The 15,854-nt window shown below is 64.0% G+C and carries 18 protein-coding genes and 2 pseudogenes; 9 read left to right on the forward strand and 11 right to left on the reverse strand.

Translation table 11 applies throughout. From position 1 onward, the window contains the following. Positions 1–83: 83 nt before the first annotated feature. Positions 84–865, reverse strand: a pseudogene (locus AC3WLM_RS20770) (IS5 family transposase). A gap of 159 nt (positions 866–1,024) precedes the next feature. Here AC3WLM_RS20770 and AC3WLM_RS20775 point away from each other — a divergent pair. After that, positions 1,025–2,281 carry an IS701 family transposase gene (locus tag AC3WLM_RS20775; RefSeq protein ID WP_492478639.1) on the forward strand — a complete coding sequence of 419 codons (1,257 nt, stop codon included), beginning with the start codon at positions 1,025–1,027 and terminating at the stop codon, positions 2,279–2,281. A gap of 598 nt (positions 2,282–2,879) precedes the next feature. Here AC3WLM_RS20775 and AC3WLM_RS20780 read toward each other — a convergent pair. Continuing rightward, on the reverse strand, positions 2,880–3,242 hold the full coding sequence (locus AC3WLM_RS20780; RefSeq protein ID WP_492478640.1) for an XRE family transcriptional regulator: 363 nt from the start codon (positions 3,240–3,242) through the stop codon (positions 2,880–2,882). 75 nt (positions 3,243–3,317) lie between these two features. Between AC3WLM_RS20780 and AC3WLM_RS20785 the strand changes: the two genes are divergently transcribed. Together AC3WLM_RS20785 and AC3WLM_RS20790 are read left to right on the forward strand one after the other, a co-directional pair. Next, positions 3,318–3,617 carry a type II toxin-antitoxin system TacA family antitoxin gene (locus tag AC3WLM_RS20785; RefSeq protein WP_062343467.1) on the forward strand — a complete coding sequence of 100 codons (300 nt, stop codon included), beginning with the start codon at positions 3,318–3,320 and terminating at the stop codon, positions 3,615–3,617. A 27-nt stretch (positions 3,618–3,644) separates the two neighbouring features. After that, complete coding sequence (locus AC3WLM_RS20790) at positions 3,645–4,130, forward strand: GNAT family N-acetyltransferase (RefSeq protein ID WP_231735432.1); 486 nt, start codon at positions 3,645–3,647, stop codon at positions 4,128–4,130. A 141-nt stretch (positions 4,131–4,271) separates the two neighbouring features. On the opposite strand, the gene AC3WLM_RS20795 is transcribed toward AC3WLM_RS20790, so the two are convergent. From AC3WLM_RS20795 to AC3WLM_RS20805, 3 genes are all read right to left on the reverse strand, one after another. After that, the gene (locus AC3WLM_RS20795) at positions 4,272–4,829 is read right to left on the reverse strand and encodes a hypothetical protein (RefSeq protein WP_193828879.1); all 558 of its coding nucleotides are present in this window, start codon (positions 4,827–4,829) and stop codon (positions 4,272–4,274) included. A gap of 506 nt (positions 4,830–5,335) precedes the next feature. Then, entirely contained in the window at positions 5,336–5,671 is a 336-nt protein-coding gene (locus AC3WLM_RS20800) for a single-stranded DNA-binding protein (protein ID WP_039336867.1), read from the reverse strand. 477 nt (positions 5,672–6,148) lie between these two features. Further along, a complete protein-coding gene (locus AC3WLM_RS20805; protein WP_039336869.1) occupies positions 6,149–6,493 on the reverse strand; it encodes a thermonuclease family protein in 345 nt (114 codons plus the stop codon). Between the two features lie 291 nt (positions 6,494–6,784). Between AC3WLM_RS20805 and AC3WLM_RS20810 the strand changes: the two genes are divergently transcribed. Then, on the forward strand, positions 6,785–6,973 hold the full coding sequence (locus AC3WLM_RS20810) for a hypothetical protein (protein WP_039336871.1): 189 nt from the start codon (positions 6,785–6,787) through the stop codon (positions 6,971–6,973). Positions 6,974–6,991: 18 nt separating this feature from the next. Here the strand turns inward: AC3WLM_RS20810 and AC3WLM_RS20815 are convergent. Both AC3WLM_RS20815 and AC3WLM_RS20820 read right to left on the reverse strand, forming a co-directional pair. Next, positions 6,992–7,682: pseudogene (locus AC3WLM_RS20815) on the reverse strand (pentapeptide repeat-containing protein). A 148-nt stretch (positions 7,683–7,830) separates the two neighbouring features. Continuing rightward, the gene (locus AC3WLM_RS20820) at positions 7,831–8,745 is read right to left on the reverse strand and encodes a DUF3800 domain-containing protein (RefSeq protein ID WP_492478641.1); all 915 of its coding nucleotides are present in this window, start codon (positions 8,743–8,745) and stop codon (positions 7,831–7,833) included. A 149-nt stretch (positions 8,746–8,894) separates the two neighbouring features. On the opposite strand from AC3WLM_RS20820, the gene AC3WLM_RS20825 reads away from it, so the two are divergent. The 4 genes from AC3WLM_RS20825 (at position 8,895) to AC3WLM_RS20840 (ending at position 11,241) form a co-directional block, all read left to right on the forward strand. Then, entirely contained in the window at positions 8,895–10,127 is a 1,233-nt protein-coding gene (locus AC3WLM_RS20825; protein WP_492478642.1) for a DUF1173 domain-containing protein, read from the forward strand. Positions 10,128–10,193: 66 nt separating this feature from the next. Continuing rightward, positions 10,194–10,490: a hypothetical protein gene (locus tag AC3WLM_RS20830; RefSeq protein WP_193828877.1), complete on the forward strand. Its 297-nt coding sequence runs from the start codon at positions 10,194–10,196 to the stop codon at positions 10,488–10,490. Between the two features lie 225 nt (positions 10,491–10,715). Then, positions 10,716–10,979 carry a hypothetical protein gene (locus tag AC3WLM_RS20835; RefSeq protein ID WP_156135954.1) on the forward strand — a complete coding sequence of 88 codons (264 nt, stop codon included), beginning with the start codon at positions 10,716–10,718 and terminating at the stop codon, positions 10,977–10,979. Next, positions 10,972–11,241 (forward strand): hypothetical protein, encoded by a 270-nt coding sequence (locus AC3WLM_RS20840; RefSeq protein WP_039338708.1) that lies wholly within the window; start codon positions 10,972–10,974, stop codon positions 11,239–11,241. The genes AC3WLM_RS20835 and AC3WLM_RS20840 overlap by 8 nt, the downstream gene beginning before the upstream one ends. Here AC3WLM_RS20840 and AC3WLM_RS20845 read toward each other — a convergent pair. Beyond that, positions 11,213–11,677 (reverse strand): hypothetical protein, encoded by a 465-nt coding sequence (locus AC3WLM_RS20845; RefSeq protein ID WP_039338706.1) that lies wholly within the window; start codon positions 11,675–11,677, stop codon positions 11,213–11,215. The genes AC3WLM_RS20840 and AC3WLM_RS20845 overlap by 29 nt on opposite strands. 53 nt (positions 11,678–11,730) lie before the next feature. Then, entirely contained in the window at positions 11,731–12,351 is a 621-nt protein-coding gene (locus tag AC3WLM_RS20850) for an SOS response-associated peptidase (RefSeq protein WP_492478643.1), read from the reverse strand. A 97-nt stretch (positions 12,352–12,448) separates the two neighbouring features. On the opposite strand from AC3WLM_RS20850, the gene AC3WLM_RS20855 reads away from it, so the two are divergent. After that, positions 12,449–12,640 (forward strand): DUF6771 family protein, encoded by a 192-nt coding sequence (locus AC3WLM_RS20855; RefSeq protein WP_039338703.1) that lies wholly within the window; start codon positions 12,449–12,451, stop codon positions 12,638–12,640. Between the two features lie 528 nt (positions 12,641–13,168). On the opposite strand, the gene AC3WLM_RS20860 is transcribed toward AC3WLM_RS20855, so the two are convergent. Together AC3WLM_RS20860 and AC3WLM_RS20865 are read right to left on the reverse strand one after the other, a co-directional pair. After that, a complete protein-coding gene (locus AC3WLM_RS20860; protein WP_039338701.1) occupies positions 13,169–13,702 on the reverse strand; it encodes a DUF736 domain-containing protein in 534 nt (177 codons plus the stop codon). A 564-nt stretch (positions 13,703–14,266) separates the two neighbouring features. Further along, entirely contained in the window at positions 14,267–15,853 is a 1,587-nt protein-coding gene (locus AC3WLM_RS20865; protein WP_038283222.1) for an ABC1 kinase family protein, read from the reverse strand. Between the last annotated feature and the right edge of the window lies 1 nt (position 15,854).

Raw genomic sequence — 15,854 nt, forward strand, 5'->3', positions numbered from 1 at the left:
CTGTCACGCTCTCCACCATTGCAATGCCCTCACTGCGGATGCTCGTTCAATCCCAGCCCGTCTACACTTCTGCCAAAGTAGTGCTAGGCTGCGTTGACAAAAGACTTCAGCCATAGCCGTGCGGCGGCGAGGTTGAGGAAGCTCTCGAACGAGAGGACGGTCTTGTCGTAGCGGGTAGCGATGCGGCGCTGCTGCTTCAGCTTGCCGAACATCCGCTCGATGCGGTTGCGGTCCCTGTAGCGCCGATAGTCGGGATGGACTGGCGTTTTCCTGTTCGACCGGGGCGGGATAATGGGCAAGATCCCGCGCAGGAGCAGGTTTTCGCGGAGCCGGTCGCCGTCATAGCCCTTGTCGGCAAGCAGCGCCTTGGGCTTGGGCAATGGCAGGGCCATCAGGTCATCGACCGCCCCATAATCCGAAGCCTCGCCGCCGGTCAGGACGAACCCGATAGGCAGTCCTTGATTGTCGCAGCGGGCATGGACCTTGCTCGTAAAGCCGCCGCGTGATCGACCAAAAGCCTGCGCACAAGCCCCCCTTTTCCGCCCACTGCCGAGACATGGCCGCGAACCGTGGTGCTGTCGATCATGTGCTGCCAGTCGTCGGTCAAGCCGAGCTCGACCAGCGTTTGCAGCAGGGCATCCCAGACGCCCTGTTCGGCCCAGCGTCGGAACCGCACATAGACGGAGTTCCACTTGCCGTAGCGCTCGTGCATGTCCCGCCAGGGGCAGCCCACCCGCAGCACGTGAAGCATACCGTTTAGAAACCGCCGGTTGTCGCCAGCAGGTCGTGCCCAGCGCCCCCGCTCAGATGGCAGCAGCGGGCCGATCAACTCCCACTCAGCATCCGACAAGTCCCCACGGCCCATGACCGCTCCCCAAAGAGCAGCCTTGAATCAGAACCCGACCGGTTTGGGAATCCCTTTTGTCAACACGGCCTAGCACTACTTTGGCAGAAGTGTGGTTTTGGGATTCCCTTGGCCCGTAATGCGTGATTCATGGGGAGCCAGCTTTGACGGAGGCTGGCGATGGACGAGGACTGGCGTGCGGATCTGGAGCGGTGGCTTGAGCCGTATCTGGGCTGGCTGGGTAACAAAACGCGGCGCCGGATGTGTCCGGCCTATATCGCCGGGCTGATTGGGCCGGGTGATCGCAAGAGTATCCAGCCCATGGCGGCCCGGTCTGACGCCATTGCTTATGACCGGCTGCATCATTTCATCGGGGCGGGCCTGTGGGACAGCGCGCCGCTGGAAGCGACCTTGTGGAGTCAGGCGGATGAACTGGTGGGCGGTGACGGAGCCTGGCTGATCATTGACGACACCGCGTTGCCGAAGAAGGGCAAGGCGTCGGTTGGCGTCGCGCCGCAATACGCCACAGCGCTGGGTAAGAACGCAAACTGCCAGACGCTGGTGTCGGTGACACTGGCCTCGGGCGAAGTTCCGGTCATGCTGAGTTTGCGGCTGTTCTTGCCGGAAAGCTGGACGAGCGATGCCGCGAGAATGGATAAGGCCGGCGTGCCTGCGCCCTTGCGTGAGTATCGCACAAAACCGGAGATCGCGATCGAAGAGATCGACCGAGTTATCGCTGCCGGAGTGCGCTTCGGCTGCGTGCTGGCCGATGCTGGTTATGGGTTGTCGGCTCCGTTCCGGCAGGCACTGAGCGAGCGCGGCCTTTGCTGGGCCGTCGGCATCCCTCGGCACCAAAAGGTATACCCGTCCGATGTGGAACTGATCTTCCCGGTGGCGGCTCGCGGGCGACCGCGGGTTCGGCACGTGCCAGACGTCAAGTCCCGGGCTGCACACACCATGCTCGAAGACGCTAAGTGGCGTCAGGTCAGTTGGCGCAAGGGAACAAAGGGACGCCTGAGCGCACGCTTTGCTGCTGTGCGTGTGCGCATCGCCGACGGAGCTCCCCAGCGGATCGGCTCCGCCGGAGCCCAGCATATGCCGGGGGAGGAAGCTTGGTTGGTGGGCGAGCATCGTTCGAATGGCGAACGCAAATACTATCTCTCGAACCTGCCCGCCGGCACTCCGGTCAAGGACCTGGCCAGCGCGATCAAAGCGCGCTGGATATGCGAGCAGGCCCATCAGCAACTTAAGGAAGAACTCGGCCTCGACCACTTCGAGGGCCGGTCCTGGACCGGGCTCCATCGCCACGCATTGATGACGATGCTGGCCTATGCCTTCCTGCAATTCCGCCGGATCGCCCAGGCGGGACGGAAAAAAAAGAGTCTGCGGCCCGCCGCCGCAACCCAGCCTGCCAGCAGTACGCCAAGCCATTATTGACTGCCTGTCACGCTCTCCACCATTGCAATGCCCTCACTGCGGATGCTCGTTCAATCCCAGCCCGTCTACACTTCTGCCAAAGTAGTGCTAGCCAATCCGGACCAGACGGCCTGACAGCACCTGATGGAGAAGTGCGCGCCCGACCGTGTCATAGCCTCCAAATTCGCCAAGATCGATCGCATGAACACGTTGCGCCGGGATCGCCGGACCCGCTGTGCGATGCGCTCTGCACTCGACGAGGCGGACGAGGTCATCAGGCCGCTTGTAAATCCGAAAGCAAAGACATGGAAATCGACGACCAGATGCGACGCTTCTTTGGGACCGATGATCTCGGAGCGGTGTCACCTGAAGGATGCGCCGCCCGCAGATCGAGGCCAATGCAGGCGACCTGATCGGCACCCAAAGCGCGAGACAGGATCGGGTTTATCCCACAACCTGGCAAGAGGGGAAAATGTGGGATAAACCGGCGGGACGCGAGCGGTCACCGCTGCCACCGGTTTCAAATTGATAATATATCTTATGTTAAATCATATCAATGGTTTACACGGATTTCCCGTCGCGCGGCAAGTGCGATCGCGCGAAGCATAGCACTCCAGAATCAGGCAAAGCCGCCATCTTTCAGCCGATCAAGATAAGCGTGCAGCTTGTTGCTCCATCCCTGACGCGCGAGTTCTTCAGCCGTTGCATCACCGAAAGAAGGCAGCGATTGCGACCGGTACCAGGCATAGGCCGTTGGCGCGCTGGCCGCCCAAGGAATGATCCGGTCGATGATCCCGCAAATTTCAACCAACTGCGATTGCGGTGTCACGCTTCCGATGCGGGCAGCTTTGGTAAGCGCTTCAGGCGAGACCCAGGCAACAATGGCCAACTCGGATTCGGCGGTCCTGAGCGCCGCAGCCAGACGCCGGGGAGAAACACCGTGTTGGTCGGATACGTCACTCAAGAATTCCGAATTGCTCATGGACCCCGTCCGACCGCAATTAGTCTGTATTGCATTTTGCAATACACCCTGTATGATGCCTTGTGGAGATAGAATATGGCCAAGTCCCTTGAACGCAAGGATCACCCGGTATCGATGCGTCTGCCTGATGCCGACATTGCCCTGATCGATCGTGCGGCAATTGCGCGCGGCCGCTCGCGAACCGATTTCGTGCGAGAAGCGGCGGTGCGCGCCGCCGAGGATGTGCTGATGGACCAGAGGCTCGTGCGGATGAGCACCGAAGGGTTTGCCGAATTCATCGCGCTGCTCGAAAAGCCTGCCGAGGCCGTTCCCTCGCTCGTCGATGTGCTCAGACGACCGGCGCCTTGGGACATGCCCTCGGACGATCGGCACTGACAATTGGGCCTGTCGGCGCCGGAACTGTTGAACGCAGCTCACGAAGTCGATGACTTCGACTGCGGCAAGCCATCGCTCAATCACTGGCTCAAGGGGCGCGCCCTCGCAAACCAAGAGCGCGGGTTTACTGCGGTGTTGGTCGTGCATGAGGCGATGCGGGTGGTGGGCTACTACGGCCTGGCTCCGACATCGGTGATACCCGGCATTCTGCCGCGGTCCATCCGGACGGGGCAACCGCCCGATCCCGTGCCTTGCCTGCTGCTCGGTCAACTCGCGACCGATCTGGCATGGGCGGGACAGGGCATCGGCTCGGGATTGCTGCGGCACGCTCTGGGACGGTGTCTGGAAGCTGCCCGCCTCGTTGGCGGCCGGGCAGTGATCGTCAATGCCATCGATGACGAGGCTGCAGCCTTCTGGCTAGGCAAGGGCTTCCTGCCTTCGCGCGACGATCCACTCGTGCTGTTCCAGTCGATCGGCGCCATCGCTGCTTCCCTGGCAGCGGCAGAACGTTGAGCCCGTGCTGAGTCAGGGCACGACCGAAGCCATAACCGCGGAGCTCGGACCTTCGGCCTATGGCCGGGCGTAGGGCCAAAGCCCGATCCTCGCCGCAAGCTTTTCTGCATGGCGGGATAGCCGGGAGCGACCATGGATAGATCAGGCCGCAAAGAGTTCGCCTTGGGGATTGGCAGGACCTGGACGTTGTCGCTGCGGCGGCGCAGGTTTGCGCAGCAGCGCAAGGACGCCTGGCTTGACCACATAAACCGCGTGACGTCCGCCGCCGCGGTTCTTGTGGTTGGTGGCGTAGCCCGCATAGTGCCGGGTCATCAGCCCGGCGCGGACCAGATCGGAAATCGCGCGGCTGACATTGGCGCGGCCCACGGCCTGGACCTGCTCTTCCACCGCCGCTTCGATGTGCGCGGCATCGCGAACAGCGTCACCGGTCAGTTCGTCCTTCAGCGCAGCGGCAACGCGCGCACGCATCGCCGCACGACGAGCGGGCTGTTCGCTCATCGGCAGAAGCTGAGAGCAGAGCCATTCGCGCAGGAGCACCGGCACGCCGCCCTGCGCGACGAAGGGTCCGGCCTGCCCTCGCCCGTCGGCAATTTCGGCTACCAGTTGAAGGACGAGAAACGCATAGCGCGGGCGGTTCGAGGCTTCGACCAGGACCGCGTAGATCCCACCGACGCCAGTGATTTCAGGGGCTCGTTCCATCAATCAGTATTGAGCACAAAAGGTGAATCCTGTGAATCCCCTTTGTGCCCTGCCCTGTCATTTGTCGCCCGTGACACTTCGCCCGGAGACGCCATCTGGTTTGCCCTGCCACACGTGCGCTGCCCTCTCTCCGCGACTACTTCCGCCATCGTGCAGGCATAATCGATGACCCGCCCTCCGCGCATGTCACGGGCGCAGCGCAACATGACACTCTGCCCGAGGGCAAAGTGTCACAGATGCCATGCCCCGCAAGGGGCACAAGCCCCGACCCGACAGGCAAAAAAATAGGGCCGGCGTGAGCCAGCCCCTTGGAAAGTTTTGGGAGAGGATGCCTGAAAGGCATGCCACATAGGGGCCAGCCCCCTTCATGCTGCACGTGCGAAAAGAACGCGGAGTGTTGCCTTTTCGCAACCGCCGCTCCTTCTGGACATCGTCTTCATGAGCAATCGGGGGCCGGTCCGGATGATCCCAATGGGAGGCGGCGCTACCGCCTCCCGGGCTCGGTGTCACAGGAAGAGGACTTCCTCGGCGACGATCTCGACCGCGTAGCGTTCGACGCCCTCCCGGTCGGTCCACTTCGAGTAGTGTAGGCGGCCCTGCACCTCGACCAGGTCGCCCTTCTTCTTGTGCTTGGCGACCGAGGTGCCGAGGCCGTTGAAAGCAGTGACGCGGTGGAATTCGGCGAGAGTCTCGGCGTAGCCGGCCTCGTTCTTGACCGTCTTGCCGTCGACCAGCTTGGGGCGATCGGTGACGAGGGTGAACGAGGTGATCGCGGTCTCGCCGGCGTGGCGGGTTTCGGGAGCAGCAGCGATGCGGCCGATCAGGATGACGAGGTTCTTCATGGGGTATTCTCCGTGGCTGGAACTCGGCGGAACCGCCCGCCGATGAACACCACAGGCAGGGCCAAAGGCCCGCGCCCGCACCGAACGCATGTGAGGGAAACCCAAAAGCGAGGAGTGGTGCGGCAGGCCCGAAGGGCTTCACGGTCCGCTGCTTTTGGGTTGCGGCCGGGGACTGGCGCTGCAGGGTTCATCGGCAAACGAAGGGCGGTTTCGTCAGGTCAGGCTCAGCGGATCCCCGCAAAGATCAGATCCGTCAGCCTCGGCCATTTCGGCAGGACCTGCTCCCACCCGCCAGCGCCCGCGCAGCGGGCATTGCCTTCCTCGGCCCCCGCTCCATACTGGTCAGTGACGCACGGTCACACGGGGCCGGGCCCAGCCCCTCCCGTCCAGTGCCATGCGCTACGGCAAGGCTATTCGTCAGATGCGCAAGAAGGCGGCCGCAGGCGAGCATGGATCGCCTGCCCCCGATGGGGACGCTCAGCGCCAAGGCCTCGCGAGGCCTTGCGCGACCAGATAGTCGCCGGCATCCACGCCGTTCACCGAGACCGAGGCGAGCGTCCGTCCATAGGGGGCGGTGCCAAGTCGCGTGATCGTCACCTGTCCGCGCGACAGCAGCCGCGTCAGGGCAACCCGCGAGGCTTCGCCTGCGGCAAAGTCACACCAGGCGTAGGACCGTCTCCGGTCCTGGCACTTGGGACTATCGGGCAGTTCGGGTGCATCGATATTGGCGATGCGGACACGCTCGCGGCCGCAGCGGATCGTGTCGCCGTCGTGAACAGAAGGCGACATGCAAAGGGCGGCGGCAGCAAGAGCGATCGGCATGGGTAGAGCCTAGCGCCCTCGCCCGCCCGCGCCAACCAGCCTCGCCGCTTCCTCCACTGGCCCCGATCGTCACCCGAAGGCCTGGGTGGGCGGCGGTGCAAAAGTGCCGACGCTCCGCCCTAGCGAGTAGAGCGGGTCGCCGCGGCGCCCGCGTGGGACGCGGGCCCCGGGGTGCCCCCTTCCCTCCCCGCCTCGCCAGACTCCCGCAAAACCGGTATGAACGCACTTCAACCCGGCCGCACTGGCCCCGCTGCCGCAGGCAGAGCCATCTAAGGGAAAGGATCCCGGACCATGGCTGATCCTCAGATGATGCCAAGCGCCCTGCAGGTGGCGCGCGCGATGACTGAGGTGCTGCGCGCGAAGCTGAGTGTCTTAGCGGCTGAAGAGGTCACGCTCTCCCGCGAGGAAGCCGCGCTTTGCCTCGGTCTTGCCGAAGGCGTGACCGAAAGCCTGGAACAAAACGCACTTCAGGACCGGTGAGCCGCCCGGCCCTGCGACCTACCGGACATTGAGCCCCAATTCGCCCAGCAATTGCCCGGCCTGCTCGCGCGAGATGGTCGCCCCGCGAAACAGCCCCGCATCGACCAGGCGTAGCCCGCCGAGGTCGGCACCGCGCAGGTCTGAGCCCTCGAAGCGCCATCCGGCGACCAGCGCCTCGCGCAGCGAGCAGTCCTCGAACACCGTCATGCGAAAATCGCCCTTGCGCACATCCGCACCCGACAGATCGACCCGGCGCAGAGTTTCCTTGCGAATCGAGAAGCCCGGCAGCTTGGCAGAGACCAGCAGCACTTCCTCGAAATGGACGTGCATGGCGCGCGCTTCGGTAAAATCGGCGCCGGTGAGCTTGGAGCCGGTGAAGCGGGTCGAGGTCAGGCTGGCCCGGCGCATCGCGCAATTGTTCCAGTCGCCGCCGATGAATTTGGCCTCGCTGAGGTTCGCGCCCGAGAAATTGGCGAACGGTCCCCGGCAACCTTGCCAGACCGTACCTTCAAGCTTTGCCCCCGCAAGATCGCTGTGCCGCAGGTTGCAGCGTTCAAAGCGCGAGCGGGTGAGATCGAGCCCGGAAAGGTCGGCTTCCTCGAGATCGCAGTCGACGACCACCTGAGCCGGACCGCCGCAGAGCGGGACGAGATCGGCACGAACCAGTGTTCTTCCGACGAGGCCACGCGGGGGCAAACAGGTCGTCCATCACGCGCCCAACTCTTTCGCGGCCCATCGCCTCGCTTCGGCTCGGCCGGATTGGCACAATGTTCCGTTTGTCAATTGGCCGGGAGTGCGCATATAGGGGGCACAAGTGGACTGGGGGTTCCCGGTCGGCGTCATAGCCTCGGTGAGTTTCATCGGGGCTTTTCGCTTATTTGGGGCGGGAAAACCTTGAGCCCCCAGTTCTCATAACCGCTGCCGACATTTTCGCGCCCGCCGTCGCAATAGAACTTGCGGGTCAGGACATCGAACGCGCGATTGTCCTGGCTCGGCCGCAGCGCGCTCATGCCGATCGGCCGCGCCACCAGATCGGCCAGTTGCAGCCCGGATGAGTTCGCCTTCTTGTCGGCAAAGACAATCTCGAACGGCAGCGGTGCCCCGAGCTTGTTCTCGCCGTCGCAGATCCTGCGGAATTCCAGTTCGAGGTCCTTGTCTTCCTTCTTGCCGCGGCACTCGAAGACCACGTGGGTCTTCTTGGCGTCCTGGTTCTTCTCGATGAGAAACTCGTAGAGTGTCTCAAGGCAGAACCCGAGCGCAAGATGGTAGGGGTTGTCTCGCTCGACATCGCGCGCGCCGAGCCGGTGCTTGTCGATCACGCAGCTGATCAGGATGAAGTTGGACTTGTCGACGATGCCGCTGAGACCATCGATGAACCCCAGCTTCTCGGCCTCGTTGGCGAACTTGAAGGGACCCGTTTCCTTGCGGATTTCCCGCTCATGCAGGATCACGATGTCGTGGCCGAAGTGGGTGAATTTGAACTTCTCGAGCGCCGGGACAACCTTCTCGCTGTAGTGCTTCGTGTAGAAAACGCAGAATGCGAGGACGAACAGCGGATAGTTGGGATCGACGGTCTGCATGCCGTGATCGCCGCTTTCGTCGACATAGACGATGAAATTGCTGAAGCGCCCGGCAGGCGTAGTGGCGCTCTTGCGGTCTTCGACCACCGGGTCGAGATCGAGATCGAACAAGGAAATTGCTGGTCGGATGCCGTCATCGCGCAGTGATGCCAGCGCGGACCGTGCAAGCCAAGCCGGAGCGCGGTTTTCCACACACCACCCCCGTGCATAGCAAGCCTTGCCGCGCCCTTAAGGCCAGCATAGACTGACTCACGCGAGCCCACCCGGGGCCGCGTAAAACGAAGGAGATGCGCGAGAGGTCGAACGGGCAGCGTCGATCGCGAGAAATTGGAGATACCCCAATGATCCAGCGATACCGTGTGCTCGGCCGCAGCGTGGTCGAAGGCGATGAACTTCAGCACGTGCTGCGCGAAGCCTACGAGCGCAAAAGCCCGGTCCATTGCGAATGCCGCAAGGGAAGCGAACTCCCCCTCTACATTTCGCACCGGCAGAATGGCTACGTGCTCGCGCGCTGGCCGGGCTCGGGCGCGCGCCATGCGACCGCCTGCGATCACTACGATGCGCCCGATTACCTCACCGGCATGGGCCAGGTAAGTGGCAGCGCCGTGCGTGACGATGAGACAAGCGGCGAGACCAGCTTGAAGCTCGGCTTCCCGCTTTCGCGCGGGGCCGCCCGGCTCGCGCCCGCGGCGCTGACCAACGACAAGCCGACGGTGAAATCAACAGGTCAGAAGCTCTCGATGCGCGGGCTGCTGCACGTCCTCTGGGACCGTGCCGAACTCACCCACTGGCATCCGAAGATGGCGGGCAAGCGGACCTGGTTCGTGGTGCGCCGCGCGCTGCTCGAGGCGGCGGCCAGCTGCCGCGCCAAGCAGGAAGCCCTGCCCCACGTCCTATTCGTGCCCGAGAGCTTCAAAGTCGAGGAGAAAGAGGAAATCCGGGTCCGCCGCCGCGCGGCGCTTGCCCGGGTCTATGCCTCACGCGATGAAATGATGGTGGTGGTGGGCGAGATCAAGGAGATCGTGGCCGCGCACGGCGCGGAAAAGATCGTCCTGCGCCATGTCGGCGACATGCCGTTCGTGATGGACCAGGACATGGCGCGGCGCTTCCACAAGCGGTTCGCGGGCGAACTCGCGTTGTGGCAGGCGCAGGACAGTCCGAACGGCAAAAGCGGCCACCTGGTTCTTGCCGGCTCGTTCGCGCGGCGCCGCGAGGGCACCTTCGATCTCATCGAGGTCGCGCTCATGCCGGTGACGGCGGAATGGCTGCCCTATGAGACCAGCGACGAACGCTATCTCGTCGGAAAGGCAGTCGCGGAAAAGCGGCGGTTCGTGAAGGGCCTGCGCGTCAATCTCGATGCCGACACTCCGATCGCCAGCCTGGTGCTCAAGGACACCGGCGAGGAAGCGATCGCCATCCACATCCACGACCGCGACAATGAGGTCGCAGAGCCGCTGGAAGCGCTGCTCGCCGGGCAAGGCGTAGCGCACCTGCTGTGGAAGGAAGGCGAGCCGCTCCCGGCCCGCGTCAGCCGGGCGCCGCGGCGAAGCTGGGACGGGCAACAGGCGGCCTGAGCGGGCCCAGTCGCCTGTGCCGGGCAGCGGCTTCGTCGGCAGCAGATCGAGACGCCGGGGCGTGTCGTGGTCCGCCCGCAAAGCTTCGAGCCGCGCCGCGACTTCGCGCTCGTGCTGGGTGATCTCGATGCAATTGAGGCCGACGATGGTCCAGACCGGCAACTCGGGCCGCTCGGTCACGTGGACCGAGTAGGCGATGGGCAGCTTGTCGGGATAGAGCCACAGCAGCAGCACGGGCAGCGCGGCGAGGTTGGGTGTGCCGCCCGCCGCAGCGAGCGTCATCACGCCTCGGTCCTGGCCATATCGGAAGGTAATCCCGAGCGGCTGCGGGTGCCCGGCAAGGCCAAGGATCGTCTCGCGTGACCGAGCGCCGAAGATGGCGTCGAGTTCGGCCGGGGGCTCGGCCTCGGCGTCCTCGCCCACCTCGGCGAGGAACAGTTCGACCGCGGCAAAGCGCGCGGCTTCCTCGCTGGTGCAGGCAAGTTCGAGGGTGAGCTTGATCGAGGACATGGCTAGGGCTTTCGTGTTGCCGCGCGCCGACGCGTCCCGTTGCCAAGGCAAGGGATAGAACGGCGACCAGGCGCGGAATTGAACGGATCAGAGAACGGGGTGGCGCTCGACGTGGGCGCGTGTTCGCGGCGGCTGGAGCTTGAAGACGGAGACGCCGTGGCTGGCGGCGATGCGCAGCGCCTGGCCGGTGCCGCCCGAGGCCTCGCCGTCGGCGGGACCGGCACCGAGTTCGAGAATCCGGTGCCGGCTCATGACGCAGCCCCCAGTGAGCTGTCGGGATACCAGGCAAGTTCCAATGCGTCCGGATGCGCTGCCTCGAACTCGGCGATGCGGCATGGGTGATGAGACCCGCACGATCCTTGAGCCCGACGTAGCCCCCGTAGAAGCGGTCACCGGCTGCAACGAACTGGGCGTGGATGTCCTCGCTCACCGCCTCGCTGGCGAAGAAGCCTGGCACGCCGGCGATGTGCGCCGGGGGCAGGACGCCGAGCATGTCGTCGAAGAAGGCCTCGCTCACCCGCGAGAGCGGGAAGCGGGCGAGCACGGCTTCGCGCGAGGCGGCCGGCAGGGTTGCGTCAGCTGCGGTCATCGCTCGCACCTCTAGTCACCTCGAAGGCCGGGATGGTCATCTCGGCGCGGGCCATCTCGCGTTTGAGATCGCGCAGCCGCGTGAAGCTGTTGATCCATGACGTGGTGAAGAGAACGAATTCGTCTTCGCTTGCCGTGTAGTCGCGCATCGGCCCTCGCCCATCGAACAGGACGATTTCGGGGAGGAACGCACCGAGGCAGCCGCCCGACCAGCGGCGGAACGGCAGGCCGTGCTCGGCGCAGAAGGCGTCGATCTCGGGAATCTGTCCGCCATTGAGCTCGGTGCCGTAGAGCTCGAGCGGCTCGCCGCCGGGCAGTGCCGCAGGATCGAAGGGTTCGCCGTCCCACTCGGTGCGCAGGTCATAGTCGGCCGCGTGCGCGGCGAAGAGGGCAAGATTTTCGCGCGGCAATGCGCCGCCGATGGTGATGTGGACGGGGGCTCGGTCGTCCATGGGCCTGGGTCCTTTCGCTTGGGTCTGATCCGACCGGCGAAGCCCCCCTCCCCTCAGCCTGATGTCGCTGTGGGCCTCCCTGCCCCCCAGCGTTCGGCTGTGCGATCGACGGCGAGTGCGCTGGAGCAGGTCTGGCACAGCGCGAAGGCTTCAGCAGGTGTGCCCGCGAGCCACTGCTCCCAGTTTTCTCGGGCGAGGACGACGGGCATGCGGTCGTGTACGTCGCCCATCTGCGGGCAGCCATCCACCATCACCATTGAATAGGCCGCGCCCCACTCTTCGGTCGGGCGCCACAGCCCTGCGACGGCAAAGACCTCTTCGCCCGCCAGCGAGTACCCGGTCCGGGTCATCTGACCCTTGATGCCCTCGGCCTCGGCCCAGGCGGTCACCGGGATCAGGCAGCGGCGGCGCTCGAAGCTTGGCCGCCAGAACGAAGTGCCGAGCTTGTCCTCACGCGCGTTGTTGACGGGCTTTGGCTTCAGCGGTTGACCGTGCTTGCCTTTGAGGACGAGAGGAAAGCCCCAGGTCATCACCCGCGTCTCGCCGTCGGCAACGACGAGGCCGGGATAGCCGGGATAGACTTCGGCGGCGAAGTTCGCGCCTGCGCCGCCGCGCGCACCGAACAGCCGGACGATTTTCCCAGGGGCCCTGGTCATGCGATACAACTTGCACATGGGGGGATGCTCGGCCGACCACCCTGCCCTGTCAATCGGAACGGGCAGCGGTGCCAGCCGTCTTGCAAACATGTTCTTTCTATGTTCTCATATCGACATGGAACAAATCGATACGTCTGCTGTCGCTCATGCGATCCTGGACGCCCCGGGCTGGGCGCGGGTCGGCATCACTGCCCCAAGCTACTGGCTGCGCGAAGATGCCGCACTCGAACTCGCACGCGTGATTGCCGACGCGGTCGACGCGCCCGCGAATGCGCCGTCATCGCAACAGTCGATCCTGCCGCTCTGAGGCCCGCTAGTTCAGCCCGCCGGGCGAGTGAGAGCGCCTCGATCTGCCGGTCGAGCGGAAACCCGAAACGCCGGGCGATCTCGGCGGCGTGTTCGAAGTCCGCAGCGTTGAAGTGGATCGAGCGGGCGAGATCCGCTAGCGTTTCGCCCTCGGGCGGCGCGGACAGGCATGGAGATGCCCGTGCGCCTGCGTCACCGCAAACGGCTTGGGGCTGGCGACGCCGACCACCCTCCTCCGTGAACACGACCAGCGTGTCGCCGGTATGGATGGCCTCGTCGCACTGGACCGCATCGTAGGCATTACCGGTACTGGCAAAGGCGTGGTGACGCCGGGTGATGAAGGCGAAGCGTTCACTGTCAGTCAGCATTCTGGTTCTCCGGACATCCCCATGCAAGCGAAGAGGCGGAACGCCGGGCGGGGGGCAGTGCCGGCGTTCCGCCTCAGACCGCGGGGGGGGGGCATCCGCGGCCTTTGCACGGAGACGGGGACCCGCTTGGGGTCCCCGCCGGTTGGAGGTGGACTTGCCGATCAGGCCTCGACGAGCGGCGGCAGCGCGCCATCGTGTTCGGTGCCGTCCTTGGCACCCACCCGGCCGCGCTTGGCAGGCGGGGTCGCGGTGCTGTCGCCCAGACCGTCGTCATTGCGCCCGTCACCGGCCTGCTCCGCGCCGAGGTCGCCGCCGGCATCGTCGGCCGGGAACATGTCGCTCTCGCCGTATTCGGCCGAACCGAGCTGGCTGTTCCTGCGACGCGGACGCTGCCAGGCGATCGCCATGGTGCCGTCCTCGCGCGGGAAAGCGGCGATGTAGAGCGGCTGCGCCATCGACGGGTCGTCGATCTTGCCCTGGTAGAAGCTCTCGCCGGTCGAGTTCGAGGATAGCTCGAAGAGCGCGCCGACGATCACCCAGCGGCGCTGGTCGTTGAGCGCGACGATCTCGTAGCGGGGTGCGCGGGGGTTGCTGGAGGTCACCGGCCGCAGGCCGATGGTGCGGGTGATGGTGAGCGTTTCGACAGAGCCGATCAGCTGGCCGTTGGCGTTCTTGCGGATTTCACCGATGTTCATGGACGTTCTCCTAGGTGGATCGATTGCGACCGAACCCCTTGTTCGATCACTCTCTTCCCACCCCCCTTCCCTCCCGGCCGTCAGGCCGAAGCTGCCGGCATCGCCCGCAGTGGTACCCAAGACCGCACAAGCGGTGTTTTCTAACCACGAGGTCGATGAACGACCAACGACAGGAATGTCGGACGTTGCTGAACAACAGGCCCGGGGGTCCGATTTGCGGTAAACTGCTTCAGGTCGCTGCGTTCGGTCAAGACGGCTGCCGACCAGAGCCAGACCCTCAGATTGACTGAATTGAACGTCGTATTTAGCCGGAAGCGGTCGATCGCTGAGGGGAAAGCAGAAGGTCAGCAAAGCGCCCCATAGCGGCCATAAAGTCAGGCGAGGACACGCCTGAAAGCTGCCGTTCCAAAGTTTCGTCTGATTGAGGAAAATAAGCCTTCAATCGCAATAGGTCGAAAAATTTTCTTCGCGATGCGTCTTGGTCGCTGAAGTGAGGCGCACGAAATCCTCGTTAAGTTCGGCTTCGCCGTATCGTGACCGTGCACGAATTAAGTTGCTCCTTCATTATGACTTTCGGATGAGCACCACCCCAGCAATCACAAGCGCGCCGCCAGCCAGAAGCCAGGATTGATCGACAAGCAACGCGCTAGCTATGATCAATGCGGCAGCTAGAGGGCCTTTCAAGGACTGACGCTCATTGCGAAGTCCAGCGAGCTGCTCGATACTGAGCGGATCGAGCTGAACCGGCACATATCCTGACTTTGCGATCGAGTTCGCAGTGGCAAGTATGTCGGGCAAGGACGCCGACAACCCCAGCAGCTGACCGCGAAGTCTCTTCAAACCCGACCGAGCGCTGCCGAGCGAGAACCGCTCGGCGAGAAGCTCCGTCATGATCGGCCGGGTCTCTTCGGCGATGTTGTAGTCCGGTGCCAGCGATCGGACGAAGCCCTCTGCAGTCAACAAGGTACGCAGAAGAATGGCCAGATCAGGTGGCAGAACCAGTCGATAATCCCGCAACAGATCGAAAACGCGGGAAAAAATCTGCGAGAACTCGATGCCAGATAGCACGGTCCCCCTGAACTCTCCAATCAACTGATCCAGATCCACCGCGAGCGCATCGCGATCCACCTTCGGCTCCCCCGCCCATGCGAGCAGGACATCCGCGACATCGCTGGTTTCCTCACCAGCAATCGCAAGCACGAGGCGGACGATCTCGTCGCGCCTGGCCTTGGTGAGCGTCCCGACCGATCCGAAGTCGATGAAGCCGACATCCTGCTCGCCGATCAGGAAAACATTGCCGGGATGAGGGTCGCCGTGGAATTCGCCGTTCAGAATGATCATGCGCAGGACTGCGTTGGCATAGCACTTGGCGAACGCCGCCACCTCCGGATCGCCCGATGAGGCGCCCAGCGAAGACGCGGGCCTGCCGTACAGGCGTTCCTGAACGTTCACCCGCAGCCCGGTCAGTTCCCAATGGATGGCCGGGGTCCTGACGCCGATGGTTTCGAGATATGCGCCGATCCGCTCGCAGGCTCGGGATTCCGCAGCGAGGTCCATCTCCCAGGCAAGATTGCGGCCGAAGGTCCGCAGAAACTCGACTGGCCGGTAACGCGCGATGTCAGGCGAGCGTGCTTCCGCGATCTCGGCAAGACGCACAAGCAGGCGCACATCAGCTTCCATGCGCGCGGCGGTGCCCGGGCGGCGAACTTTCACGATGACCTCGCTACCGTCCCGTAGCTTGGCGGAATAGGTCTGTGCAATCGAGGCGGACGCCAGAGGCTGTTCGTCGAACTGCGCAAAGTCGTTCCGCCAGTCCTCACCCCAGCTTGAAGCAAGTACGGGCTCGATATCTGCGAAGCGCACCGGCGACACCTGATCGTGCAGAGTTGAGAATGCAGTGATCCAGTGTTCGGTAAACAGATCGCTTCGGGTGGCGAGGAGCTGCCCCAGCTTTATGCCGACTGGCCCGATGTCACGGAGGAACGCGACAACTGCGGCCGGACGAAATTCGCGAGGATCGATGACATTGCTCGAAGAGGGAATAAATCCGAGGGCTCCGGCGAGAGTCTTCGCACCGTGCCTCATTAAGATTCGGCCAATCTCCGCGGCGCGAGCGATGCTGCTGATAGGCTTTTCCGGGGGCGATGCCATG

The organism is Novosphingobium sp. FW305-C-30-35, assembly GCF_058783135.1.

Excerpts from the sequence above, each read along its gene's own strand:
- AC3WLM_RS20800 (WP_039336867.1), bottom strand. The coding sequence starts at position 5,671 with ATGAAGAACCTCGTCATCCTGATCGGCCGCATCGCTGCTGCTCCCGAA.
- AC3WLM_RS20810 (WP_039336871.1), top strand. The coding sequence starts at position 6,785 with ATGGCTGATCCTCAGATGATGCCAAGCGCCCTGCAGGTGGCGCGCGCG.
- AC3WLM_RS20845 (WP_039338706.1), bottom strand. The coding sequence starts at position 11,677 with ATGGACGACCGAGCCCCCGTCCACATCACCATCGGCGGCGCATTGCCG.
- AC3WLM_RS20785 (WP_062343467.1), top strand. The coding sequence starts at position 3,318 with ATGGCCAAGTCCCTTGAACGCAAGGATCACCCGGTATCGATGCGTCTG.
- AC3WLM_RS20780 (WP_492478640.1), bottom strand. The coding sequence starts at position 3,242 with ATGAGCAATTCGGAATTCTTGAGTGACGTATCCGACCAACACGGTGTT.
- AC3WLM_RS20825 (WP_492478642.1), top strand. The coding sequence starts at position 8,895 with ATGATCCAGCGATACCGTGTGCTCGGCCGCAGCGTGGTCGAAGGCGAT.
- AC3WLM_RS20775 (WP_492478639.1), top strand. The coding sequence starts at position 1,025 with ATGGACGAGGACTGGCGTGCGGATCTGGAGCGGTGGCTTGAGCCGTAT.
- AC3WLM_RS20805 (WP_039336869.1), bottom strand. The coding sequence starts at position 6,493 with ATGCCGATCGCTCTTGCTGCCGCCGCCCTTTGCATGTCGCCTTCTGTT.
- AC3WLM_RS20855 (WP_039338703.1), top strand. The coding sequence starts at position 12,449 with ATGGAACAAATCGATACGTCTGCTGTCGCTCATGCGATCCTGGACGCC.
- AC3WLM_RS20850 (WP_492478643.1), bottom strand. The coding sequence starts at position 12,351 with ATGTGCAAGTTGTATCGCATGACCAGGGCCCCTGGGAAAATCGTCCGG.
- AC3WLM_RS20840 (WP_039338708.1), top strand. The coding sequence starts at position 10,972 with ATGGGTGATGAGACCCGCACGATCCTTGAGCCCGACGTAGCCCCCGTA.
- AC3WLM_RS20795 (WP_193828879.1), bottom strand. The coding sequence starts at position 4,829 with ATGGAACGAGCCCCTGAAATCACTGGCGTCGGTGGGATCTACGCGGTC.
- AC3WLM_RS20860 (WP_039338701.1), bottom strand. The coding sequence starts at position 13,702 with ATGAACATCGGTGAAATCCGCAAGAACGCCAACGGCCAGCTGATCGGC.
- AC3WLM_RS20865 (WP_038283222.1), bottom strand. The coding sequence starts at position 15,853 with ATGGCATCGCCCCCGGAAAAGCCTATCAGCAGCATCGCTCGCGCCGCG.